General features: G+C 68.6%; 21 protein-coding genes. 15 read left to right on the top strand and 6 right to left on the bottom strand.

Annotation, left to right across the window (positions count from 1 at the left end; translation table 11 throughout):
• The 5 genes from GZ67_RS0102200 to GZ67_RS0102220 form a co-directional block, all read left to right on the top strand.
• The coding region (locus GZ67_RS0102200) for a RibD family protein (protein WP_036330061.1) at positions 1 to 453 on the top strand (453 nt) is incomplete at its 5' end.
• Positions 453 to 1,082 carry a riboflavin synthase gene (locus tag GZ67_RS0102205; RefSeq protein ID WP_029263005.1) on the top strand — a complete coding sequence of 210 codons (630 nt, stop codon included), beginning with the start codon at positions 453 to 455 and terminating at the stop codon, positions 1,080 to 1,082. The genes GZ67_RS0102200 and GZ67_RS0102205, both read left to right, overlap by 1 nt.
• The gene (locus GZ67_RS0102210; protein ID WP_029263006.1) at positions 1,079 to 2,347 is read left to right on the top strand and encodes a bifunctional 3,4-dihydroxy-2-butanone-4-phosphate synthase/GTP cyclohydrolase II; all 1,269 of its coding nucleotides are present in this window, start codon (positions 1,079 to 1,081) and stop codon (positions 2,345 to 2,347) included. The genes GZ67_RS0102205 and GZ67_RS0102210 overlap by 4 nt, the downstream gene beginning before the upstream one ends.
• Positions 2,344 to 2,817: a 6,7-dimethyl-8-ribityllumazine synthase gene (gene ribH / locus GZ67_RS0102215; protein WP_029263007.1), complete on the top strand. Its 474-nt coding sequence runs from the start codon at positions 2,344 to 2,346 to the stop codon at positions 2,815 to 2,817. The genes GZ67_RS0102210 and ribH overlap by 4 nt, the downstream gene beginning before the upstream one ends.
• Positions 2,818 to 2,888: 71 nt before the next feature.
• On the top strand, positions 2,889 to 3,242 hold the full coding sequence (locus GZ67_RS0102220) for a hypothetical protein (RefSeq protein WP_029263008.1): 354 nt from the start codon (positions 2,889 to 2,891) through the stop codon (positions 3,240 to 3,242).
• Positions 3,243 to 3,252: 10 nt separating this feature from the next.
• Here the strand turns inward: GZ67_RS0102220 and GZ67_RS0102225 are convergent, their stop codons facing one another.
• Entirely contained in the window at positions 3,253 to 4,239 is a 987-nt protein-coding gene (locus GZ67_RS0102225; protein ID WP_029263009.1) for a LacI family DNA-binding transcriptional regulator, read from the bottom strand.
• A 159-nt stretch (positions 4,240 to 4,398) separates the two neighbouring features.
• Between GZ67_RS0102225 and GZ67_RS0102230 the strand changes: the two genes are divergently transcribed.
• The 4 genes from GZ67_RS0102230 (at position 4,399) to GZ67_RS0102245 (ending at position 9,441) form a co-directional block, all read left to right on the top strand.
• On the top strand, positions 4,399 to 5,316 hold the full coding sequence (locus tag GZ67_RS0102230; RefSeq protein WP_029263010.1) for a carbohydrate ABC transporter permease: 918 nt from the start codon (positions 4,399 to 4,401) through the stop codon (positions 5,314 to 5,316).
• A 1-nt stretch (position 5,317) separates the two neighbouring features.
• Complete coding sequence (locus GZ67_RS0102235; RefSeq protein ID WP_051662277.1) at positions 5,318 to 6,208, top strand: carbohydrate ABC transporter permease; 891 nt, start codon at positions 5,318 to 5,320, stop codon at positions 6,206 to 6,208.
• 65 nt (positions 6,209 to 6,273) lie between these two features.
• Complete coding sequence (locus GZ67_RS0102240) at positions 6,274 to 7,635, top strand: ABC transporter substrate-binding protein (protein ID WP_029263012.1); 1,362 nt, start codon at positions 6,274 to 6,276, stop codon at positions 7,633 to 7,635.
• A gap of 66 nt (positions 7,636 to 7,701) precedes the next feature.
• Positions 7,702 to 9,441 (top strand): glycoside hydrolase family 35 protein, encoded by a 1,740-nt coding sequence (locus GZ67_RS0102245; RefSeq protein WP_029263013.1) that lies wholly within the window; start codon positions 7,702 to 7,704, stop codon positions 9,439 to 9,441.
• A gap of 39 nt (positions 9,442 to 9,480) precedes the next feature.
• Here GZ67_RS0102245 and GZ67_RS0102250 read toward each other — a convergent pair whose 3' ends face one another.
• Positions 9,481 to 9,978: a metallophosphoesterase family protein gene (locus tag GZ67_RS0102250; RefSeq protein WP_029263014.1), complete on the bottom strand. Its 498-nt coding sequence runs from the start codon at positions 9,976 to 9,978 to the stop codon at positions 9,481 to 9,483.
• 146 nt (positions 9,979 to 10,124) lie between these two features.
• On the opposite strand from GZ67_RS0102250, the gene GZ67_RS0102255 reads away from it, so the two are divergent.
• The gene (locus GZ67_RS0102255) at positions 10,125 to 11,585 is read left to right on the top strand and encodes an MFS transporter (RefSeq protein WP_029263015.1); all 1,461 of its coding nucleotides are present in this window, start codon (positions 10,125 to 10,127) and stop codon (positions 11,583 to 11,585) included.
• Between the two features lie 55 nt (positions 11,586 to 11,640).
• Here GZ67_RS0102255 and GZ67_RS0102260 read toward each other — a convergent pair whose 3' ends face one another.
• From GZ67_RS0102260 to GZ67_RS0102270, 3 genes are all read right to left on the bottom strand, one after another.
• A complete protein-coding gene (locus GZ67_RS0102260) occupies positions 11,641 to 12,018 on the bottom strand; it encodes a type II toxin-antitoxin system VapC family toxin (RefSeq protein ID WP_029263016.1) in 378 nt (125 codons plus the stop codon).
• Entirely contained in the window at positions 12,015 to 12,266 is a 252-nt protein-coding gene (locus tag GZ67_RS0102265) for a FitA-like ribbon-helix-helix domain-containing protein (protein ID WP_029263017.1), read from the bottom strand. Before GZ67_RS0102265 ends, GZ67_RS0102260 begins: the two co-directional genes overlap by 4 nt.
• A gap of 81 nt (positions 12,267 to 12,347) precedes the next feature.
• Positions 12,348 to 13,379, bottom strand: a complete 1,032-nt coding sequence (locus tag GZ67_RS0102270; protein ID WP_029263018.1) for an LD-carboxypeptidase — start codon at positions 13,377 to 13,379, stop codon at positions 12,348 to 12,350.
• A 74-nt stretch (positions 13,380 to 13,453) separates the two neighbouring features.
• Here GZ67_RS0102270 and GZ67_RS0102275 point away from each other — a divergent pair, with 74 nt between their 5' ends.
• Positions 13,454 to 13,660 (top strand): hypothetical protein, encoded by a 207-nt coding sequence (locus GZ67_RS0102275; protein ID WP_029263019.1) that lies wholly within the window; start codon positions 13,454 to 13,456, stop codon positions 13,658 to 13,660.
• Positions 13,661 to 13,757: 97 nt separating this feature from the next.
• The gene (locus GZ67_RS0102280) at positions 13,758 to 15,644 is read left to right on the top strand and encodes an ABC transporter ATP-binding protein (RefSeq protein ID WP_029263020.1); all 1,887 of its coding nucleotides are present in this window, start codon (positions 13,758 to 13,760) and stop codon (positions 15,642 to 15,644) included.
• Positions 15,645 to 15,771: 127 nt separating this feature from the next.
• Here GZ67_RS0102280 and GZ67_RS0102285 read toward each other — a convergent pair whose 3' ends face one another.
• Positions 15,772 to 17,634, bottom strand: coding sequence for a phosphoenolpyruvate carboxykinase (GTP) (locus tag GZ67_RS0102285; protein ID WP_029263021.1), 1,863 nt, complete (start codon positions 17,632 to 17,634; stop codon positions 15,772 to 15,774).
• Positions 17,635 to 17,746: 112 nt separating this feature from the next.
• Between GZ67_RS0102285 and GZ67_RS0102290 the strand changes: the two genes are divergently transcribed.
• Genes GZ67_RS0102290 through GZ67_RS0102300 form a run of 3 tightly spaced genes read left to right on the top strand, consistent with a single transcriptional unit; the run spans position 17,747 to position 22,089 of the window.
• The gene (locus GZ67_RS0102290; RefSeq protein WP_029263022.1) at positions 17,747 to 19,189 is read left to right on the top strand and encodes an XRE family transcriptional regulator; all 1,443 of its coding nucleotides are present in this window, start codon (positions 17,747 to 17,749) and stop codon (positions 19,187 to 19,189) included.
• A 45-nt stretch (positions 19,190 to 19,234) separates the two neighbouring features.
• Positions 19,235 to 20,701 carry a S10 family peptidase gene (locus GZ67_RS0102295; protein WP_051662278.1) on the top strand — a complete coding sequence of 489 codons (1,467 nt, stop codon included), beginning with the start codon at positions 19,235 to 19,237 and terminating at the stop codon, positions 20,699 to 20,701.
• A complete protein-coding gene (locus GZ67_RS0102300) occupies positions 20,698 to 22,089 on the top strand; it encodes a S10 family serine carboxypeptidase-like protein (protein ID WP_029263024.1) in 1,392 nt (463 codons plus the stop codon). Before GZ67_RS0102295 ends, GZ67_RS0102300 begins: the two co-directional genes overlap by 4 nt.
• Positions 22,090 to 22,092 lie beyond the last annotated feature (3 nt).

A 22,092-nucleotide genomic window follows, 5' to 3' on the forward strand; every position in this document is an offset into this window, starting at 1 on the left:
GGCACCGTGCTCGCCGACGACCCGGCGCTCACCGCCCGCGACGGCGACGATCTGCTGCCGCACCAGCCCGTCCCGGTCGTCATCGGTTCGCGCCCGACGCCGACGGACGCCGCGGTGCACCGCCATCCGCACTCCCCGCTCTTCTACGACACCCGTGATCTGCGCACGGTGACCGCCGATCTGCACGCGCGCGGCATCCAGAGCGTCTTCGTCGAGGGCGGGCCGACCCTGGCCAGCGCCTTCATCGAGGCGGGCCTGGCCGACCGGGTGCTCGCCTACATCGCGCCGGTGCTGCTCGGCGGCGACAAGCTCGCTCTCGGCGACATCGGCGTGGCGTCGATCGACCATGCGCGCCGCCTCACGATCGACGAGTGGGTCCCGCTCGGACGCGACCTGCTCGCCGTCGCACGCCCCGCAGCACCGACAGACCCTCAGAACGAAGGAGCCGCCTGATGTTCACCGGAATCATCGAGGAGATGGGCGAGATCACCGCGATCGCGCCCGCGGGAGACGGCTGGCGCCTGACCGTGCGGGCCCCGCGCGCCGCAGCGGATGCCGTGCACGGCGAGTCCATCGCCGTCTCGGGTGTGTGCCTCACGGTCGTCGGCTCGACTGCCGACACCTTCGACACCGACGTGATGAAGCAGACGCTCGACGTCGCCGCGATCGGGTCGGCGACGGTCGGCACCCGCGTCAACATCGAGAAGGCCATGCCGGTCGGTGCACGACTGGGCGGACACATCGTGCAGGGTCATGTCGACGGAGTCGGCGACGTGCTCGAGGTGCGACCCGGTGCCCAGTGGAGCGTCCTGCGCATCAGCCTGCCGTCCGACCTCGCCCCGCTCGTGGTCGACAAGGGATCCATCTCCGTCGACGGAACGTCACTGACCGTGAGCGCCGTCAGCGAGCCCGCCGACCCCTCCCCCTGGTTCGAGGTCTCGCTCATCCCGGAGACCCTCGCCGCGACGACCCTCGGCAGCCGTGCCGTAGGAGACCGCGTGAACCTCGAGACCGACATCCTCGCCCGCCACGTCGAGCGCCTGCTCGCGTTCCGCGCCGCACCGGAAGGAGGCTCGCGATGAGCCTTTCCACCATTCCCGAGGCCCTGGAGGCGTTGCGCGCCGGGCGGCCCGTGCTCGTCGCCGACGACGAGAACCGCGAGAACGAAGGCGACGTGATCCTGTCGGCCGAGCTCGCCACGCCCGAGTGGGTGGCCTGGACGGTGCGCTGGTCGTCCGGCTTCATCTGCGCCCCGATGCCGACCGACCTCGCCGACCACCTGAACCTGCCGCCGATGGTGGCCGCCAGCGAAGACGCCCGCTCGACGGCGTACACCGTGAGTGTGGACGCGGCCGAGGGCGTGACCACCGGCATCAGCGCCCACGACCGCGCGCACACGCTGAACGTGCTGGCGAACCCGGGTTCGACGGCGACCAGCATCATCCGTCCGGGCCATGTCCTGCCGCTGCGCGCCGTCGACGGCGGCGTGCGTGAGCGCAGCGGTCACACCGAGGCCGCCGTCGAGCTGATGAAGCTCGCGGGCCTGCGGCCGGTCGGCGCGATCGCCGAGGTCGTCGCCGAGGACGGCAGCATGATGCGCCTGCCCGGCCTGATCGACCTGGGTGCTCGCGACGGTGTGCCGGTCATCACGATCGAGCAGCTCATCGCGCACCTCAACGAGATCGACCCCGAAGGCGCCACGCCCTCGGCGCATCGCGGGCGCCGAGTGAGCCTGCGTGCCGACGCCACGGTGCCGACGACCCACGGGACCTTCCGATTCCTCGCCTACAAGGACCGCGTCACCGGGACCGACCACATCGCCGTCGTCTCGGGAGAACTCGGCGAGACGGCTCTCGTCCGCGTGCACTCAGAGTGCCTGACCGGCGAGGCGTTCGGCTCGCTGAAGTGCGAGTGCGGCCCGCAGCTGGATTCGGCGCTCGACGCGATCGAGAAGCAGGGCGGCGTCGTCATCTACATGCGCGGTCACGAGGGACGCGGCATCGGCCTCATCAACAAGCTGCGGGCATACAGCCTGCAGGAGGAGGGCCTCGACACGGTCGACGCGAACCTCGCCCTCGGCCTGCCCGCCGACGCGCGCGACTATGCCGCAGCAGCGGGCATCCTCGCCGATCTGGGTGTGTCGAAGGTGCGGCTGCTGACCAACAACACCGACAAGGTGGAGCAGCTGCGCGAGCTGGGACTCGACGTCATCGAGCAGGTCCCCCTGATCGTGGGCGTCGGACCGAACAACCATCAGTACCTGGAGACCAAGCGTGACCGGATGGGTCACATCATCGGCGAAGCGGAACTCGCAGAGGCGCTCGCCCACGGGAAGGACGAGAAATGAGCGGCGCAGGAGCACCCGAGACCGGCGACATCGATGGACGCGGTCTGAACGTCGTGATCGTCGCCGGCACCTGGCACGAGACCATCTCGAACGGCCTGATCGCCGGCGCGGAGCGCGTGCTGAACGAGGCGCAGGCCTCGCACCGCCTCGTGCGGGTGCCCGGCTCGTTCGAGCTCGCCCTCGCCGCGCAGGCCGCCTTCGCCGGCGGCGCCGACGCAGTCGTCGCACTCGGCGTCATCATCCGCGGCGGCACTCCGCACTTCGAGTACGTGTCGGCCGCGACCACCGACGGCCTCACCCGCGTCGCGCTCGACGCCGGCAAGCCGGTCGGGTTCGGCGTGCTGACCCTCGACGACGAGCAGCAGGGGCTCGACCGCGCGGGCCTGGAAGGCTCCAAGGAGGACAAGGGCGCCGAGGCGGCGGACGCGGCACTGCGCACCGCCCTCGTCGTCCGGGAACTGCGCGGCTGAGGCGGGCCCCACCGCGCAGGTCAGCCTGGCCTTGCTAGCGCAGACCGCCCCGCACCTCCTACGGTGAGGGCATGGAGACTCTGCGCCACATCGTGCTGTTCGTCCACCTCATCGGCTTCGCCGTGCTCTTCGGAGCGTGGGCGGTTCAGGCGTTCGGCGGCAAGCGCGAGTTCACGCGTCTGATGAACATCGGTATGGCGATCGCCGCGGTCGCCGGGCTCGCCCTCGCCGCCCCCTGGGGAATCTCGTATGAGCTCAACTACGTCAAGATCGGCGTCAAGCTCGTGATCCTGCTCGTCATCGGCGCGCTGCTCGGAATCGGCCTGGGCCGTCAGCGCCGCGGAGCAGCCATCCCGCCGGCGGTGTTCTGGCTCGTCGGCATCCTCACCGCTGCCAACGCCGCCATCGCCGCGATCTGGCGCTGAGCGCGAGCGCTCAGCGCTTTCGCGGCGCCGCCGTGCTCTCCCGCACGACCAGCTCGGTGCTCACGAGCGGCGTCTGCTGACGCCCGCTGCCGTCGAGTTCGGCGAGCAGCGCGTCCACCGCGAGTGCGCCGACCCGCTCCGGATGCTGCTGCACCGTGGTCAGTGGCGGCCACAGCTGCGCGGCATCCGGTAAGCCGTCGAAGCCGACGAGGCTCACATCGCCCGGCACCTCGCATCCGGCCTCCCGGAACGCGCGGAGCACGCCGATCGCCATCTGGTCGTTCGCGACGAACACCGCGGTGACGCCGTCCATCTCGCGGAGCCGGATCCCCGCCGCATACCCCGACGCGGCGGACCAATCGCCCTGGAGCGGCTCGGGCACGGGTCGCCCGTGCTTCTCGAGGGTCTCCCGCCAGGCATCGCGACGCCGTTCCGCGGAGTACGAGCGCGCGGGACCCGTGACGTGCCACACCGTGTCGTGTCCGAGCTCGAGCAGATGCTCGGTCGCCAGTCGCGCACCCTGCGCCTGGTCGGTGTCGACGAACGGCAGCGTCTCGCCGCGGTTGGAATCGACGAACACCACGGGCAGGGCATCGGGGATCTCGATATCGGCCTCGTCGAGCTGGTGTGCCTCGATCACGATGATGATCCCGTCGACCGCGTGCTCCTCCAGGCGCCGGAACGCACCGGCCACGGTCTCGCCGGCACTCGACTCCACGGGGATGAGGGTGAGCGCGTAGCCGAGCTGGGCGGCGCGCACCGCGATCGCGTCGAGCGTGCGCTGGTTGCCGTAGGAGCTGAACGAGAACATCACGACGCCGATCGTGCGGAATCGCCCTGACCGCAACGCGCGGGCTGCACTGTTGGGGCGGTAGCCGAGGCTCTGCATCGCGGCTTCGACTCGCTCGCGAGTGGCGGCACCGACGTATCCCCTGGCGTTCACGACGCGGGAGACCGTCTGTCCGGAGACGCCGGCCTCGCGGGCGACGTCTTCCATCGAAGGCTCACGACGACGCGCCGACGTCTCTGTCGGATGCTCTGGGGTCACGATCACCCATCCCCTCATATGTTGACGTTGACACACTAGCAGCGGATCGCATATGTTGACGTTGACACACGGCGCACGGTGCGCCGGAACCGTAAGAAGGAATCGTCGATGACGACTGAAACCCCCGCAGCCCTGGGCGCCCCCGGCCTCCGGCGCCGCGACAAGCGCGACTGGAAGGGCTGGGCCTTCGTCGGCCCGTTCATGGTCGTCTTCGCCCTGGTGTTCCTGACACCGCTCGCCTACGCGCTGTACCTGAGCTTCTTCCAGGAGAAGCTCATCGGAGGCAACGCCTTCGTCGGCCTGGACAACTACGTCCGCGCGCTCACCGACCCGCAGTTCTGGGAGGCGTTCGGCCGCGTGCTGATCTTCCTCGTCGTGCAGGTGCCGATCATGCTGGTCCTCGCCCTCGGCGCCGCCCTCGCCATCGACAGCGCACGTCTGCGCGGAGCATCGTTCTTCCGCATCCTGATCTTCCTTCCCTACGCCGTGCCCGCGGTCGTCGCGGTGCTGATGTGGGGCTACATCTACGGCGACCAGTTCGGACTCACGAGCAACATCAACGACTTCCTCGGAGTCGATGCGATCACGCCGTTCGCCAAGGAGTGGATGCTGGTCTCGATCGGCAACATCGTCACGTGGGAGTTCGTCGGCTACAACATGCTGATCTTCTACTCGTCACTCAAGACCATCCCGACCGACATGTACGAGGCCGCCTCCCTCGACGGAGCGGGGGCATGGCGCACGATCTTCTCGATCAAGATCCCCTCCGTGCGCGGCGCGCTCGTGATCGCGACGATCTTCTCGATCATCGGCAGCTTCCAGCTCTTCAACGAGCCGAACATCCTGCGGCCCCTGGCTCCGAACGTGATCACCACGTTCTTCACGCCGAACATGTACGCCTACAACCTGTCGTTCGCCGGACAGCAGTTCAACTACGCCGCCACGATCGCCATCATCATGGGCATCATCACCGCGGTCATCGCCTACGTCGTGCAGCTGCGCGGCTCGAAGTCGGAGGTGCGCTGACATGGCACTCCCCCTCGCCCGCCCCTCGCGCCGACGTCACGATCCGCTGAACCCGCGCAAGTCCAACACGCTGCTGATCGTCATGATCGTCTACGCGCTGTACACGCTCGTGCCCCTGGTCTGGCTGCTGTTCAGCTCGACGAAGACGCAGGCAGGACTCTTCAGCTCCTTCGGGCTCTGGTTCTCGGACGACTTCGCGTTCTTCGACAACCTCGTCGCCACGTTCTCCTACCGCGACGGCATCTTCCTGCGCTGGCTCGGCAACACGCTCCTGTACGTCGTGGTCGGCGCGGGCGGCGCGACTCTGCTCGCCACACTGGCCGGCTACGGCCTCGCGAAGTTCCGCTTCCCGGGTCGGCGCGCGGTCTTCGCCGTCGTCCTCGGAGCAGTCGCCGTTCCCGGCACGGCACTCGCCGTACCGACGTTCCTGCTGTTCAGCGAGCTGGGCCTGACCAACACCCCCTGGGCCGTGATCATCCCGTCTCTCATCAGCCCCTTCGGGCTGTACCTGATCTGGGTCTTCGCCTCCGAGTCCGTGCCGACCGAGCTGCTGGAGGCCGCGCGCATCGACGGCGCCGGAGAGTTCCGCACGTTCTTCACGATCTCGATGCGCCTGCTCGCGCCCGGCATCGTGACGGTCGCGCTGTTCACGGTCGTGGCGACCTGGAACAACTACTTCCTCCCCCTGATCATGCTGTCGGATCCCGCCTGGTATCCGCTCACGGTCGGTCTGAACCAGTGGAGCGCCCAGGCCATCGGCGCCGGCTCCCAGCCGATCTACAACCTCGTGATCATGGGCTCTCTGCTCACGATCATCCCGATCGTCATCGCCTTCCTGCTGCTGCAGCGCTTCTGGCAGTCAGGTCTCACCGCGGGAAGCGTCAAGCAGTAGCCCCGCACTCCTTCCTCACCCCCTCGCGATCCGATGCTGGATCGCACCCCCGAAAGGACACAGCAATGAAGCACCTTCCCTCACCGACACGGCGCGCCCTCGCGGTGCTCGCCGCAGGAACCGTGGCAGCACTGGCGCTGGCCGGCTGCAGCACCGGCAGCGACGCCGGCAGCGGCTCAGGCTCCGACGCCGGCTCCGGCTCGTTCGACTCCGTCGAGGCCGCGCTCGAGAAGGGCGGCGAGATCACGTACTGGTCGTGGACGCCGTCTGCCGAGGCTCAGGTCGAGGCGTTCCAGAAGGAATACCCGAACGTCAAGGTCAACCTCGTCAACGCCGGCACCAACAACGAGGAGTACACGAAGCTGCAGAACGCGATCAAGGCAGGCTCCGGCGCGCCCGACGTCGTACAGATCGAGTACTACGCGTTCCCGCAGTTCGCACTGACCGACGCCTTCGCCGACCTGTCGAAGTACGGCTTCGCCGACTTCGAGGACGACTACACCGCATCCACCTGGAACTCCGTCACCAGCGGCGACGCCATCTACGGCCTGCCGCAGGACTCCGGCCCCATGGCACTGTTCTACAACAAGGCCGTGTTCGACGCCGCGGGCGTCGAAGTGCCGACCACCTGGGACGAGTACTACGAGGCGGCGAAGAAGATCCACGCCGCGAACCCCGACGCCTACATCACCAACGACACCGGCGACGCCGGCTTCGCGACCTCCATGATCTGGCAGGCCGGAGGCAAGCCGTTCGAGACCTCGGGCACCGATGTCACGATCGACCTGCAGGACGAAGGGTCGAAGAAGTGGACCGAGAACTGGAACCGCCTCGTCGAGGAGGACCTCGTCGCGCCCTACGGCAGCTGGAGCGACGAGTGGTTCCGCGGCCTCGGTGACGGCAGCCTCGCCACCCTCGTGATCGGCGCCTGGATGCCCGGCAACCTCATCACCGGCGCCCCCGACGGCGCAGGCGACTGGCGCGTCGCGCCGATGCCGACCTACGACGGCACTCCGGCGAGCGCCGAGAACGGCGGTGGCGGTCAGGCCGTCACGACGCAGAGCAAGAACCCGGAGCTCGCGGCCGGCTTCCTGTGGTGGCTGAACAACTCGGAGGAAAGCATCTCGATCTTCCTCGAGTCAGGCGGCTTCCCGTCGACGACCGCCGAGCTCTCCAGCGAAGAGTTCCTCGCCGATGCTCCGGAGTACTTCGGCGGCCAGAAGATCAACGAGGTCCTCGCGGCCGCAGCCGACGACGTGGTCGAGGACTGGAGCTACCTGCCCTACCAGGTGTACGCGAACAGCATCTTCGGCGACACCGTGGGCCAGTCGTACCAGAACGGCACCGACCTGAACGAGGGCCTGACGGCCTGGCAGGACGCGCTGGTCGAGTACGGCAACGCGCAGGGCTTCACCGTCAACAAGTAACACCCGTGGCTGAGCCGGCCCCAGAGCGGGGCCGGCTCAGCTCCTCGATCGAAAGCACTCCGACACGTGACCACGTTCTCTCTCGGCGACACCGACTTCCTCCGCGACGGTCAGCCGCATCAGGTGATCTCCGGCGCCATCCACTACTTCCGGGTGCACCCGGACCTGTGGCAGGACCGCATCCGCAAGGCACGGCTGATGGGCCTGAACACGATCGAGACGTATGTCGCCTGGAACGCGCACGCCCCGCGGCGCGGCGAGTGGGACACGACCGGGTGGAACGATCTCGGACGCTTCCTCGACCTCGTTCATGCCGAGGGTCTGGATGCGATCGTGCGCCCGGGTCCCTACATCTGCGCCGAGTGGCACAACGGCGGTCTGCCGGTGTGGCTGACCGGGAGCATGGAGAACCTGCGATCGTCGGCTCCCGACTTCCTCGTCGAGGTGAGCGCCTACCTGCGACGCGTGTACGACATCGTCGCGCCGCGCCAGATCGACCGGGGCGGACCCGTCGTGCTCGTGCAGATCGAGAACGAATACGGCGCCTACGGAGCGGACAAGGCCTACCTCGAGGCACTGGTCGCCGTCACGCGGGACGCCGGCATCACGGTGCCGCTGACAACCGTGGATCAACCCGTGGATCAGATGCTGAGCGACGGCAGCCTCCCCGAGCTGCACAAGACCGGCTCCTTCGGATCCCGCAGCGCGGAACGCCTCGCGACCCTGCGCCGGCACCAGCCGACCGGCCCCCTGATGTGCTCGGAGTTCTGGGACGGCTGGTTCGACTGGTGGGGCGGAGTGCATCACACGACCGACGTCGCCGCTGCCGCAGCCGACCTCGACGCCCTGCTCGCCGCCGGAGCATCGGTCAACATCTACATGTTCCACGGCGGCACGAACTTCGGGCTCACCAACGGCGCGAACGACAAAGGCCGCTACCTGCCGCTCGTGACCTCCTACGACTACGACGCGCCGCTCGACGAGGCCGGCAGCCCCACGGAGAAGTTCTTCGCCTTCCGAGAGGTGATCGCGAAGTACGCCCCGGTGCCGGAAGAGGTGCCAGCCTTCGCGAGCGCGGCACCGGCGCTCGAAGTCTCCCTCTCCCCCGTCGGGGCGTGGACGGATGCTGCCGGATCCGGTGCGGTCGCCGCACAGCCGCAGAGCTTCGACGCCCTCGGGCATCTGAGCGCGCTGGTGCGATACGACGTCGACCTCCCGGACGGGAAGGGCGGCCAGTTGCTCATCGACGAGGTGCGCGACCTCGCCTGGGTGAGCGTTGATGGCGTCGCCGTCGGCACGCTCTCCCGCACGCGGCATGACCGTGCGATCCGCATTCCGGCCGGCCGCACCCTCAGCATCCTGGTCGAGGACCAGGGCCGGGTGAACTACGACCACCGTCTCGGCGAGGAGAAGGGTCTGATCGGCGCGGTCACTCTCGACGGCACAGTCGTGACCGGGTGGCGCTCGACACCGCTCGACGTCGCCGCCATCGCCGGCACCATCGCCGCCGCGCTCACCGCGCGCGACGAGGTGCCCGGCAGCCCCCTCGCCTGGACCGCCGAGTTCGATCTGGACACCGCGAGCGACCTCTTTCTCGACACCGCACCGTGGAGCAAGGGATACGCGTTCGTCAACGGCTTCTTCCTCGGCCGCTACTGGCGCAACGGGCCGCAGCGCACGCTCTACGTGCCGGCCCCGGCGACACGCACCGGCGGCAACCGGCTCGTCGTGCTCGAGCTCGAGCAGATCCTGGAGCCCTTCGCCCGCTTCGTCGAGGCGCCGGCACTCGGCGTCACGGAGGAGTGACGCGGGAGCGCATCGGAGCGCGGGAGACGGGCGGATGGTTCACGGCAGCGGCACCAGCGTCGCGTCCACATTCGTCCCCTCGATCGTGACCCACATCATGGTGCACGCCGGCTGCCGACGGCGGTCCGTGGGCGACCCGGGGTTGAGCAGTCGCAGGCCGGCGGGCGACACGGTGTCCCAGGGAATGTGCGAGTGCCCGAATACGAGGAGATCGATGCCCGGGTACGCCTCATCCATCCGCTCCTCGCGCCTGCGGGACTCCCCCGTCTCATGCACGACGGCGATATCGACGCCCTCGACCGTGAACCGGGCGACCTCCGGCAGGCGTGCCCGCAGCTCGGGGCCGTCGTTGTTCCCGTACACCCCGTGCAGCACCCGTGACCGCGACTCGAGCAGATCGAGCGTGGCTTCGTCGACCCAGTCGCCCGCGTGCACCACGATCTCGGCATCGTCCACCGCCTGCAGCACCGCATCCGGCAGCCTTCTCGCTCGCTTCGGCACGTGGGTGTCGGCCAGGAGCAGCATCCTCGTGGTCATCGTTCCTCCCGCCTTTCGCCGCCCTCGACTCTACGCATCCGGATCGCGCGCCGGATGACACGCGAAACGCGTACACAGCCAACACTCAGGAAGGCGTAAACTCGCCGAGTCCCCGGTATACCAAAGGGGCTGAACGGAGGAGCCTCATGAGTACTGCCACTGCGCCCGCGAACCCGCGCTCGCGCGTCATCACCGCGAGTCTGGTCGGCACGACCATCGAGTTCTACGACTTCTACGCGTATGCGACGGCGGCCGTTCTCGTGTTCCCCGTGCTGTTCTTCCCGACCGGAGACGACACCACCTCGCTCCTGTCGTCGTTCGCCGTCTTCGGTGCGGCGATGGTCGCGCGTCCCATCGGCGCCGTGGTCTTCGGCCACTTCGGCGACAAGTTCGGCCGCAAGGCCACCCTCGTGGCATCGCTGCTGACCATGGGAATCGCGACCTTCGTGATCGGTCTGCTCCCCACGTACCAGGACATCGGCTGGTGGGCAGCGCTCCTGCTGCTGATCCTGCGTCTCGCCCAGGGCTTCGCGCTCGGTGGCGAGTGGTCGGGTGCCGCGCTGGTCGCCACCGAGAACGCCCCGAAAGGCAAGCGCGCCTGGTACGGCACCTTCCCGCAGCTGGGTGCACCGCTCGGCTTCATCATCGCCAACTTCCTCTTCCTCTCGATCAACTGGCTGCTGCCGCACGCCGAGAACCCGGTCCTCAAGTCCGAGGCGTTCCTCTCCTGGGGCTGGCGCATCCCGTTCCTCTTCTCGGCCGTCATGGTGATCATCGGCCTGTGGGTGCGACTGAAGCTCGTCGAGTCCGACACGTTCAAGAAGGCCGAGACGAAGGGCGTGATCCGCAAGCTCCCGCTCGCGACGGTGTTCCGTCACCACTGGAAGCAGCTGATCCTCGGCACGTTCATCATGCTGGCGACCTACGTGCTGTTCTATCTGATGACCAACTTCACGCTCGCCTACGGCACCAAGCCCGCGTCGCTCGAGACCGCTTCGGCCGCCGCGAAAGCCGCAGCCGAAGCGACGGGCGCACCGTTCGACCCGACCAAGTTCGCGGCACAGTTCTACCCCGGCCTCGGATTCGGCTACACCGACTTCGTGCTGATGCAGATCATCGGCGTGGTGTTCTTCGGCATCTTCACGCTACTGTCCGGCCCGATCGCCGACGCTATCGGTCGACGCAAGCTGCTGCTCTGGGTCACCGGCGCGATCATCGTGTTCGGCTTCACGTTCAACACGTTCCTGCTGCCCGCCGTCGACCCGAAGTTCACCGGTGCACTCGCCCAGGCGTTCCTCGTGTTCGGGTTCATGCTGATGGGGGCGACGTTCGGACCGATGGGCGCCCTGCTCCCCGAACTGTTCCCGACGAACGTGCGATACACGGGGTCGGCGATCGCCTACAACGTGTCGTCGATCCTCGGCGCAGCTGTGGCACCTCTGATCGCGCTCTGGCTGTGGTCGCTCGGAGACGGCGCCCCGTGGCTGGTGGGCCTCTACCTGTCCGCGATGGGTGTGCTGACCTTCGTCGCACTGCTTCTCTCCCCGGAGACGAAAGATCACGACTACGACGACGACCTCGGGGTCGCCGCCGCCGTCGAGCTCTGATCGCTGAGAGGCGGCCTCCCCACCAGGAGGCCGCTTCTCTGCATCGGGACGTCCGTCAGAGGACGATGACCTCGCAGTAGCGCGCCGCCGTTTTCGCGAGCTTGCGGTCGAGCGTCAGAAGCGGGATGCCGAGGGCCTCGGCAAGTGCGACATAGCCGGCGTCATTGGCGCTGACCTCGTCCCGCAGCATCCAGATGCGCGGTATCAGTCGACGCAGCGGGTGCCGCGTGATCTGCAGCTCGCCGAAGAGGTCGAGCGCCTCCCGCGCGCGGTGAGCCGGCAGGCCATCGTGGAGCGTCTGACGCCGCAACACCGACAGCACCTCGATGTCGAGCCCGGCGTGTGCGTGAAAGTCGTCGCCGTTCACCCAGTCACTCGTGCCCAGCAGGGCATCGATCGCCGCTGAGGCATCGAGCACGACCGCGGTGCTCACGGGGCGAGCTCGTCGTCCCTGTCGGCACGAGCCGCGTCACGCGCGGCGAGGATCTGACTACGCGTGAGCGAGGCTCCGTCACCCACCGCCCTCGCGCGGGCTGCGGCGATGATCTCCGTGTTCGTCCGGTACTGCACGAGGTCCGCGAGTTCGCGGGCCACGTAGTCGGACAGCGACATGCGCTCCGCGGCGGCGCGTTCCTTGAGGCGTGCATGAACATCGTCCGGGAGATTTCGTACCTGCAGCATCCGACCCACTCTTCCAGGATCGCATGTGTTGCACATGCGCGAAAGAAGGATCTGTGGATAACCCGGAACGACCGGCTCAGATCAATACGCGGCGGTGATCGTGCGGGCGGCACCGTCCATGACCATGGTGCCGCCGTACGGCAGAATCCACTGCGGACGTGTGTGCCCGAACGGCGGACCGACGCAGATGACTGCCTCGGAGTTGTAACGGGTCACGACGTCGACGACCGCGTCCCGCTGCGCCGCACGGAGCGCCGCAGCCTCGGCAAGACCGGGGCGGAATTCGAAGTCGCTCACCGGCGGACGCGCCACCACGACCGCGGAGGCCGCGCTGAGGATCCCTCGCTCGCCGAGCCCTCGCAGCCACCGGGCGACCCAGCCGGCGGGCGGCCGCTCCTCGCTCGTCTCGAGCAGCAGGATCGCGCCCTCGAGCTGCTCCGCCGCCGGGAGTCGGCCGACGAATGCGAGACCATCGATCACCTCGAGGCATCCGCCCCAGGTCGTGCCCTCGACGCGCACGGCGGGCCCGGCCCACGTCCACGGCTCGGTCGGGATGCGGTCACCGAACTCCACGAGTGCTCGAGGGTCTGCCCATCGCCGACCGACGTCCTCCGACTCCCCCGGTTCGGTGATCTCCAGCGCGCCGCCGTCCAACAGCAGCGCGCGCAGCGACCGCAGGTGGATGCTGTCCACCTGCGGTCCGGGGCCGAGGTGCACGGCTGTCGATCCGCCGTAGTAGCCCTGCACCCCGAGCCCCCAGAGCCAGTTGAGGATGTTCGTGTTGTCGCTGTAGCCCACGAAGGGCTTCGGATCGACCACCGGAAGCGTGGGGTCGAGGTGCGGGACGACGAGGATCTGGTCATCCCCGCCGATCGTGGCGAGGATCGCCCGGATTGTGGGATCGGCGAAAGCCGCATTCACGTCGGCGGCGCGTGCCTGCGGGCTCGCGTCGAGCTCACGCGTGGTCGGGTACTCCACCGGAATCAGGCCGGTGTGCTCCTCGAGACGGCGCAGCGCCTGTGCGTGGAGTTCCGGCGCCACAGCGGGCGCCGCGAACGCGGGCGAGAGGACGGCAACACGATCGCCGGGGACGAGCTTCGGAGCGGTCAGCATCCCTCCAGTCTCACACGTCAACAAAAATTGACATCCGTGCGGAAGTCAACAACTATTGACGCAGGAGGTGCATCATGACAACGCCGACCGCGATCGCACAGGACGACGGTAGCGAGCCCCTGGCCGCGCTGCACAGGCTCGCCGAGACGCGTAAGGAGATCGCACGCGCCGAGGAGGCGAATGTGCGCCGCGCCCGCAACCTCGGATACTCGTGGCAGGCGATCGCGAGCGCGCTCGGCGTGAGCAAGCAGGCCGCGCACCGGCGGTTCGGTCGCTCCTGACGCCCGGCCCCGACACCGCGCACCCTTACAGCCCGCCCATAGGATTCGGCCGCGAACGAAGTACGGTCGAAGTACCATCTCCAGATCGAGGTCCCGCATGTCCGGTTCGGCGACAGCACGCCGCCGCGGACGTGGCGCACAGCCCGAAGGCCCGCGCGCCACCTTCCGCCAGCTCCTCCCCTTCCTCTTCGAACACAAGCGAACCCTGATCGTGGTCGCCGTGCTCAGCGTCGTCGGTGCCGCCACGTCTCTCGTGCAACCCCTGCTCGTCGGCCAGGTCATCGAGGCGGTGCAGTCCGACACCGGGATCGGGATCCTCGTGTGGCTGCTCGTCGGCTTCGTGATCGTGTCGTCCGTCATCTCGGGCTTTCAGCACTATCTGCTCCAGCGCACCGGCACCGCGGTCGTGCACTCGAGCCGCCGCAAGCTGATCGCCCGCATCCTGCACCTGCCGACCTCCGAGTTCGATGCCCGCCGCACCGGCGACCTCGTCTCCCGCGTCGGCACCGACACGACCCTCCTCTACGCCGTGCTCACGCAGGGCCTCGCGGATGCCGTCGGCAGCGCCGTGCTCTTCCTCGGCGCGCTGATCGCGATGCTTCTGATCGACCCGATCCTCCTGCTGCTCATCGTGGTGGTGATCGGCATCTCCGTCACGGTCGTCGTGCTGCTCAGCGGCCGCATCCGCACCGCCTCGACCGCGCAGCAGGAGAAAGTCGGCGAACTCGCCTCCGGCGTGGAGCGTGCGGTCGGCTCGATCCGCACCATCCGCGCCTCGGGCGCCACCGAGCGCGAGACGGCCGCGGTGTCGGAGCTCGCCACCGACGCGTACGGCATCGGCGTGCGCATCGCCAAGATCTCGTCGATGGTGGTGCCCGTCTCCGGCATCGCGCTGCAGCTGTCGCTGCTCGTGGTCCTCGGCGTCGGCGGGTTCCGGGTGGCCGCCGGCGCGATCACCATCGCGTCGCTGATCTCGTTCATCATGTTCCTGTTCCTCCTCGTGATGCCGCTCGCCACGACCTTCGGCGCGATCACTTCGGTGAACCAGGCACTCGGCGCACTCGGTCGCATCCAAGAGGTGCTCGACCTGCCGACGGAATCGCAGGACGACGAAGCCATCGCCGCCGCCCTCCCTCACGAGGACGCAGCCCCCGGCGCACCGGCCATCGAGTTCCGCGACGTGCGCTTTCACTACCCCGCGAACGTGGTGGCAGCCCGTCAGGCCGCAGCGAAGGCAGCGCGGACTCTCCTCGCGGACGCGCATCTGGAATCGGTCGAAGATGCGGCACCGGCCGCGCAGGACCACGAAGTGCTCCGCGGGGTGTCATTCGCCGTGCCTCACGGCGCCAGAGTCGCCCTCGTCGGCCCCAGCGGTGCGGGAAAGAGCACGATCCTGTCGCTGATCGAGCGGTTCTACGACCCGACCGGCGGGTCCATCCGCCTGCACGGCCACGACGCGCGCACCTACCCGCGCGACGAGCTGCGCGCCCAGTTCGGGTACGTCGAGCAGGATGCTCCCACCCTCGCCGGCACGCTTGCCGAGAACCTGCGTCTCGCCTCACCCGATGCCTCCGACGCGGACTGTGAACGCGTGCTGCGTGCCGTGAACCTCGGCGACGTGCTCGAACGCAACCCGCTGGGCATCGACGCGCCCGTCGGCGAGGACGGCGTCATGCTGTCCGGCGGCGAGCGTCAGCGTCTCGCGATCGCCCGCGCCCTGCTCACCGATGCTCCGATCCTGCTGCTCGACGAATCGACGTCATCGCTCGACGGCGTGAACGAGCAGCGGATGCGCGAAGCCATCGATGCCGTCTCGACCGACCGCACGCTCATCGTGATCGCGCACCGCCTGTCGACCGTGGTCGACAGCGACCTGATCGTGGTGCTGCAGGACGGCGTCGTGGTCGGCCAGGGCACGCACGAGGAGCTCGTCGAGACGACGCCGCTCTACCGCGACCTCGCCCGGCATCAGCTGCTCACCTGATTCACGTCCGTTCCCGGACGACACGAAGGCGGGACGTCGGAGACCACTCAGCCATGGGTTCGTCTCTGATGTCCCGCCTTCGCGGGTGTGAGGGTGCCGGCTCCCCCGAACCGGCACCGGTCTGGGGCTACGCCTTGGCGAGGCGGTAGCGCAGCGATGCCAGCTCGGCGCGCAGCGCCGCCGGAACCTTGTCGCCGAAGGTGTCGTAGAACTCCTCGGTCAGGTCGGCCTCGGTCTGCCACGCCGCGGCGTCGACGGCGAACAGCTCGTCGAGGTCGGCGGCGGGGATGTCGAGTCCGTCGAGGTTGAGGTCTTCCACGCACGGCAGGCGTCCGATCGGGCTGTCGACCGCCGGCACGTCGCCGGCGATGCGGCGGATGATCCAGTCGACGACGCGCGAGTTGTCGCCGAAGCCGGGCCACAGGAACCGGCCGTCGTCACCGCGGCGGAACCAGTTCACCTGGAAGATGCGCGGTGCGCGGTCGAAGCGCAGACCACGACCGACCTTCAGCCAGTGGCCGAAGTAGTCGGCCATGTTGTAGCCGCAGAAGGGCAGCATCGCGAACGGGTCACGGCGCAGCTCCCCGACCGTGCCCTCGGCCGCAGCCGTGCGCTCCGACGAGATGTTCGAGCCGAGGAAGACACCGTGCGTCCAGTCGGTGGCCTCGACCACGAGCGGGACGTTGCTGGCGCGGCGTCCGCCGAAGAGGATGACGTCGAGCGGCACGGCCTCTTCCCAGTCGTCGGAGATCTGCGGGCACTGCGCCGCCGACACCGTGAAGCGGGAATTGGGGTGCGCCGCCGGTCGACCGGAGTCGGGCGTCCACTCGTTGCCCTCCCAGTCGATCAGGTTCGCGGGCGCCTCGTCGGTCAGGCCCTCCCACCACACGTCACCGTCGGGACGGAGCGCGACGTTGGTGAAGATCGTGTTGCCCCACAGCGTCTCGACCGCCGTGACGTTGGTCGACTCGCCGGTGCCCGGCGCGACGCCGAAGAAGCCGGCCTCGGGGTTGATCGCCCACAGGCGACCGTCTTCGCCCGGACGGATCCAGGCGATGTCGTCACCCAGGGTCTCGACCTTCCACCCCGGGATCGTGGGGCGGAGCATGGCCAGGTTCGTCTTGCCGCACGCCGAGGGGAACGCGGCCGCGACGTGGTACGCCTTGCCCTGCGGGTCGATCACGCGGATGAGCAGCATGTGCTCGGCGAGCCAGCCCTCGTCACGGGCGATCACCGAGGCGATGCGCAGCGCGAAGCACTTCTTGGCGAGAATCGCGTTGCCGCCGTAGCCCGAACCGTAGGAGTAGACCTCGAGCGTCTCGGGGAAGTGGACGATGTACTTGTCGTCGTTGCAGGGCCACTCGACGTCGTTCTCGCCCGGGGCGAGGGGCGCGCCGACCGTGTGCACGGTCTTGACCCACGGAGCCCCCTCGGCGATCTGACGCGTGACGGCATCGCCGACGCGCGTCATGATGCCGATCGACGCGACCGCGTAGGCGCTGTCGGTGATCTGCACGCCGATGTGCGAGAGCGGGCCGCCCACGCGTCCCATCGAGAACGGCACGACGTACATCGTGCGGCCGCGCATCGATCCCTCGAAGATCTCGTCCATCTTCGAGTGCATCTCGGCGGGGTCGGCCCAGTTGTTCGTGGGGCCGGCATCCTCTTCGCGCTCGGAGGCGATGAACGTGCGTCCCTCGGTGCGGGCGACGTCGCTGGGGTGCGAGCGGGCGAGGTAGGAGCCGGGACGCCACTCGGGGTTGAGCTTGATGAGCTTGCCCTCGTCGACGAGGCCGTGCAGCAGCCAGTCGTTCTCGGCGCGCGAGCCGTCGACCCAGTGCACGGAGTCGGGCTGGGTGAGAGCGCGGATCTCCTCGACCCACGCGGCCAGCTCGGCCATGGCGGGGGTGTCATACGTCGGAGCCGCGCCGAACGTACGCGTCGGTGCGACGGGAGACGTGCGGGGGGTGAAGACTTCGGCGAAGGCCATGACGTGTGCTCCTTTGAATTGTGGGGCGTTGCACCTATCTTCTTCCGCTTCCGACCGGACTTTCGGACAAATCGAGCGATAAGAACTGCAATTCTTTCGCTACACTCAAGGAATGGCGTCCTCCGGCATACACCTCACGACTCTCGGTCATCGCATCCGTCACCACCGGCTCGAGAAGGGGTTCACCCTCGACGAGCTCGGCGCGCTGGTCGGCGTCGCCGGGTCGCAGCTCAGCCTGATCGAGAACGGCAAGCGCGAACCCAAGCTGTCGCTGCTGCAGGCGATCGCGCACGCCACGAGCACCGAGGTGACCGACCTCATCTCGGGCGAGCCGCCGAACCGTCGCGCCGCCCTGGAGATCGAACTCGAACGCGCCCAGGAGAGCCCCGTCTTCCGGCAGCTCGGCGTCGCGCCCGTGCGCGTGACCAAGGGCATGAGCGACGAGACGATCGAGTCGGTGCTCGGACTGCACCGCGAACTGCAGCGTCGCGAGCGCGAAGCCATCGCCACGCCGGAGGAGGCGCGGCGCGCGAACACCGAGATGCGGCTGCGCATGCGCGCGCAGAACAACTACCTCCCCGAGATCGAGAAGCTCGCAGAGAAGCACCTGAAGGCCGCCGGGCACGTGCAGGGCGCGCTCACCCACCGCACGGTGAGCATCATGGCCGAGAAGCTCGGCTTCGAGCTGATCTACGTCAACGACCTGCCCCATTCCACGCGATCGGTCACCGACCTCGAGAACGGGCGGATCTACCTGCCGCCGGCATCGATCCCCGGCGGTCACGGCCTCCGCTCGATGGCCCTGCAGGCCATGGCCCACCGCTACCTGGGGCACACGCCCCCGACCGACTACGCCGACTTCCTGCAGCAGCGGCTGGAGATCAACTACTTCGCCGCGTGCTGCCTGATGCCGGAGACGGCCGCCGTCGCGTTCCTGCAGCAGGCCAAGAAGGATCGCAACCTCGCGGTCGAGGACTTCCGCGACGCGTTCGGGGTGACGCACGAGGGAGCCGGCATGCGCATGACGAACCTGCTCACCCAGCACCTCGGGATGTCGCTGCACTTCCTCCGCGTGGACGCCACGGGCGCGATCACGAGGGTCTACGAGAACGACGACCTGCCGCTGCCCATGGACGTCACCGGCGCGGTGGAGGGACAGCGGGTGTGCCGCAAGTTCCAGGCGCGCGCGGCGTTCACGCAGCAGAACCGCACCACGGAGCATCACCAGTACACCGACACGCCCTCGGGCACGTTCTGGTGCTCGACACAGACCGGGGCGTCGACCGACGGAGAGTTCTCCATCACGGTCGGGGTCCCCTTCGACGACGCGCGCTGGTGGCGCGGGCGCGAGACCAGCGATCGCGCCGTGTCGACCTGCCCCGACGAATCCTGCTGCCGTCGGCCCTCCGCCGAGCTCACCGAACGTTGGAACGGCAGGGCCTGGCCGAGCGCCCGCGTGCACACGCACATGTTCTCGCCGCTCCCCCGCGGCGCGTTCCCCGGCGTGGACGATAACGAGGTCTACAACTTCCTCGGTCGGCACGCGAGCGAGTGATTAAGATATATTCAATTCACTCATTCATTTTCCCGAGGGAGACCTGTGACCGAGCCGACCCCCGCAGACGCACCTGACACGGAGACCTTCACCTCGCGCCGCCACCGCATCACCGCGGGCGGCCGCTCGCTCGATTACACCGCCGGAGCCGGCACCGTGATCGTCCGCGACGACGAGCACCGCCCGCTCGCGAGCGTGTTCTACACCTCGTACATCGCCGACCGCGAGGAGGGCGCCCCGGTGCGCCCCGTGACGTTCCTGTTCAACGGCGGCCCCGGTTCGGCGAGCCTCTGGCTCAACATCGGCGGCTTCGGACCGAAGCGCACGCCCACGAACACACCCCTCGCGACGCCGCCCGCCCCCTACGCGAGCGGCGACAACCCGCACACGCTGCTCACCGCCTCCGACCTCGTGTTCATCGACGCGCCCGGCACCGGATACTCACGTCTCCTCGGCGATGCGACCCCGGCAGAGCTGTGGGGCGTCGACCAGGACGTGGCCGCGTTCGCAAAGGCGATCACGCGCTGGCTCACGATCACGAACAACTGGAATGCGCCGCGCTTCCTGTTCGGCGAGTCGTACGGCACCACGCGCGCTGCGTCGCTCGTGCATCGGCTGCAGAACCAGGGCCTCGACTTCAACGGTGTCGTGCTTCTGTCGACCGTGCTGAATTGGGGCGAGAGCAACCTGGGCGGCCCGCGCGAGTACATCAACCTGCTCCCCTCGTACGCGGCGACCGCCTGGTACCACGGCAAGGCCCGCACCGCACACACCGAGCTCGAACCGCTCCTGGCGGAGGCGCGAGAGTTCGCACAGGGCGCGTTCGCGGAGGCGCTGCTGCGCGGCGATCTGCTGCCCGCCGACCTCGAAGAGACCGTCGCCGAGCGCATGAGCGCCTTCATCGGGCTCGACGCCGACTACCTGAAGAAGCACCACTTCCGCATCGGGATGGAGCAGTACCGCTACGCCCTGCTCGCCGACGAAGGGCGCGTGATCGGCCGCTTCGACACCCGCTTCACCGCCGAGCACCAGTACGTCGTCGGCAACGGCTCGCACGACCCGGCCACCGACGACGCGGCCACCGCGGGCGTCAACAGCGCACACCTCTCGACGTACCGCGCGCACCTCGTGGACGACATCGGCTTCACCAGCGACCTGCACTACCGCCACCTGCACAACATGCCGATCTCCCGCGCGTGGGACTGGAAGCACAAGGCACCGGGCGTGGATGCCCCGCAGCTGGTGCCCGACGTCTCCATCGACCTGTCGGCCGCCGTGCGCCGCAACCCGAACCTGAAGGTGTTCGTGATGGGCGGCTTCTACGACCTGGCCACCCCGTTCTTCGGACCCGAAGTCGACGTGGCGCACCTCTACCTGGCGCCGAGCCTGCGCGAGAACATCCGCTTCACGTTCTACGAGTCCGGTCACATGACCTTCGTGGACGAACGCGCGGTGGAGCGCATGAAGAGCGATCTCGACGACTTCTACCGCGACGCGACGACGCACGGATGATCGGGCTCGAGGCCGCGGGTCGGGTCGGCGACCTGGCCTACACCGCCCGCCTCGAGGAGCTCCCGCTGCGGCGCTCGGACGGCTCTGCACACGGGACCCTGTCCGTCTTCAGCTACACGGTGGACGGGCCGGATCGCCCCGTGCTGTTCCTCACCAACGGCGGTCCGGGGGTGTCGACGCTCTATCTACACCTGAGCGGGATCGGGCCGATGCGCGCGCACGTCCCCGTCGACCTCGCCGATGCCGGGCATCCCCCGTACGGCGTGGAGGAGAGCCCGTCGACGATCCTCGACGTCGCCGATCTGGTGTTCCTCGACGCACCCGGTACCGGGTTCGGGGGCTTCGCCGACGATGCCGATGCGTCGGACTTCCGTTCCGTGGAGGGAGACGCCGACGCCATCGCCGCCGCCATCTCGGACTGGGTCGACAGGCACGGTCGCTGGAACTCCCGGAAGTTCTTCCTCGGAGAGAGCTACGGCACCCTGCGTGCGGCATTCCTCGCGACCTCATCGCACAGCATGGACACCGCGCCGCTGGACGGCATGGTGCTGCTGGGGCAGGCCGTCAACATCCAGGAGACGCTGGATCGTCCGGGCAACGTGGTCGGAGCGCTCGCGAACCTGCCGTACAAGGCGGCGACGGCCTGGTATCACGGCGTCGGATCCCGCGAACACGAGACGGTCGAGGACGCGATCGCCGCGGCACTGGACTTCGCTCGAGGCGACCTCGCCCTCGCGATGCTGCAGGGCGACCAGCTGCCGGCCGACGAGCGTGCCGGGATCTCGGAGCGCCTCTCGCTGATGATCGGGATTCCCACGGGCGAGCTCGCCGACGATCGACTCTGGGTCAGCAAGCAGGACTTCCGCTCGCGCCTGCTCCCCGGACGCGTGCTCGGAGTGACCGACAGTCGGTACTCCGCACCGGCGGCCGACCGCCGCTCCGGTGAGCTCGACCACGACCCCTCCGATGTGGCACTCTCCCCGCGGTACGTGGCGGGACTGCAGCAGTTGATGCGACACGTCTTCGGCACCGCCCCCGCGCAGCCGTATCGCGTGGTCGACCCGGAGGCGGGCCGCGACTGGGAGTGGGACGAGCAGGGCGGCGCGGAATTCGTCGCCTACGGACGCCCCTCCCCGTTCCGCACGTACCCGTACCCGGCACGGCTGTCACGCTGGATGAAGCAGACACCGCGCGGACGGCTGTTCATCGGCACCGGCGTGTACGACTCGCTGACGACCGTCGGCGCGGCCGACCACCTGCTGCGGCAGTGGGGGTTGCCGCGCGAGCGCACCGAGACGCACTGGTATCGCGCCGGGCACATGATGTACAGCGACCCCGAGGTCGCGGTGCGCCTGAACGCCGACCTCCGCGCCTTCCTCACCCGCTGAGGA

Origin of the sequence: Microbacterium sp. Cr-K20 (assembly GCF_000708325.1) — a bacterium.
In the GTDB taxonomy this organism is placed as follows: Bacteria; Actinomycetota; Actinomycetes; order Actinomycetales; family Microbacteriaceae; genus Microbacterium.

Bases quoted from the DNA above. Each gene is read 5' to 3' on its own strand.
- GZ67_RS0102205 (WP_029263005.1), top strand. From the start codon at position 453: ATGTTCACCGGAATCATCGAGGAGATGGGCGAGATCACCGCGATCGCG.
- GZ67_RS0102210 (WP_029263006.1), top strand. From the start codon at position 1,079: ATGAGCCTTTCCACCATTCCCGAGGCCCTGGAGGCGTTGCGCGCCGGG.
- ribH (WP_029263007.1), top strand. From the start codon at position 2,344: ATGAGCGGCGCAGGAGCACCCGAGACCGGCGACATCGATGGACGCGGT.
- GZ67_RS0102220 (WP_029263008.1), top strand. From the start codon at position 2,889: ATGGAGACTCTGCGCCACATCGTGCTGTTCGTCCACCTCATCGGCTTC.
- GZ67_RS0102225 (WP_029263009.1), bottom strand. From the start codon at position 4,239: ATGGAAGACGTCGCCCGCGAGGCCGGCGTCTCCGGACAGACGGTCTCC.
- GZ67_RS0102230 (WP_029263010.1), top strand. From the start codon at position 4,399: ATGACGACTGAAACCCCCGCAGCCCTGGGCGCCCCCGGCCTCCGGCGC.
- GZ67_RS0102235 (WP_051662277.1), top strand. From the start codon at position 5,318: ATGGCACTCCCCCTCGCCCGCCCCTCGCGCCGACGTCACGATCCGCTG.
- GZ67_RS0102240 (WP_029263012.1), top strand. From the start codon at position 6,274: ATGAAGCACCTTCCCTCACCGACACGGCGCGCCCTCGCGGTGCTCGCC.
- GZ67_RS0102250 (WP_029263014.1), bottom strand. From the start codon at position 9,978: ATGACCACGAGGATGCTGCTCCTGGCCGACACCCACGTGCCGAAGCGA.
- GZ67_RS0102255 (WP_029263015.1), top strand. From the start codon at position 10,125: ATGAGTACTGCCACTGCGCCCGCGAACCCGCGCTCGCGCGTCATCACC.
- GZ67_RS0102265 (WP_029263017.1), bottom strand. From the start codon at position 12,266: ATGCTGCAGGTACGAAATCTCCCGGACGATGTTCATGCACGCCTCAAG.
- GZ67_RS0102270 (WP_029263018.1), bottom strand. From the start codon at position 13,379: ATGCTGACCGCTCCGAAGCTCGTCCCCGGCGATCGTGTTGCCGTCCTC.
- GZ67_RS0102275 (WP_029263019.1), top strand. From the start codon at position 13,454: ATGACAACGCCGACCGCGATCGCACAGGACGACGGTAGCGAGCCCCTG.
- GZ67_RS0102280 (WP_029263020.1), top strand. From the start codon at position 13,758: ATGTCCGGTTCGGCGACAGCACGCCGCCGCGGACGTGGCGCACAGCCC.
- GZ67_RS0102285 (WP_029263021.1), bottom strand. From the start codon at position 17,634: ATGGCCTTCGCCGAAGTCTTCACCCCCCGCACGTCTCCCGTCGCACCG.
- GZ67_RS0102290 (WP_029263022.1), top strand. From the start codon at position 17,747: ATGGCGTCCTCCGGCATACACCTCACGACTCTCGGTCATCGCATCCGT.
- GZ67_RS0102300 (WP_029263024.1), top strand. From the start codon at position 20,698: ATGATCGGGCTCGAGGCCGCGGGTCGGGTCGGCGACCTGGCCTACACC.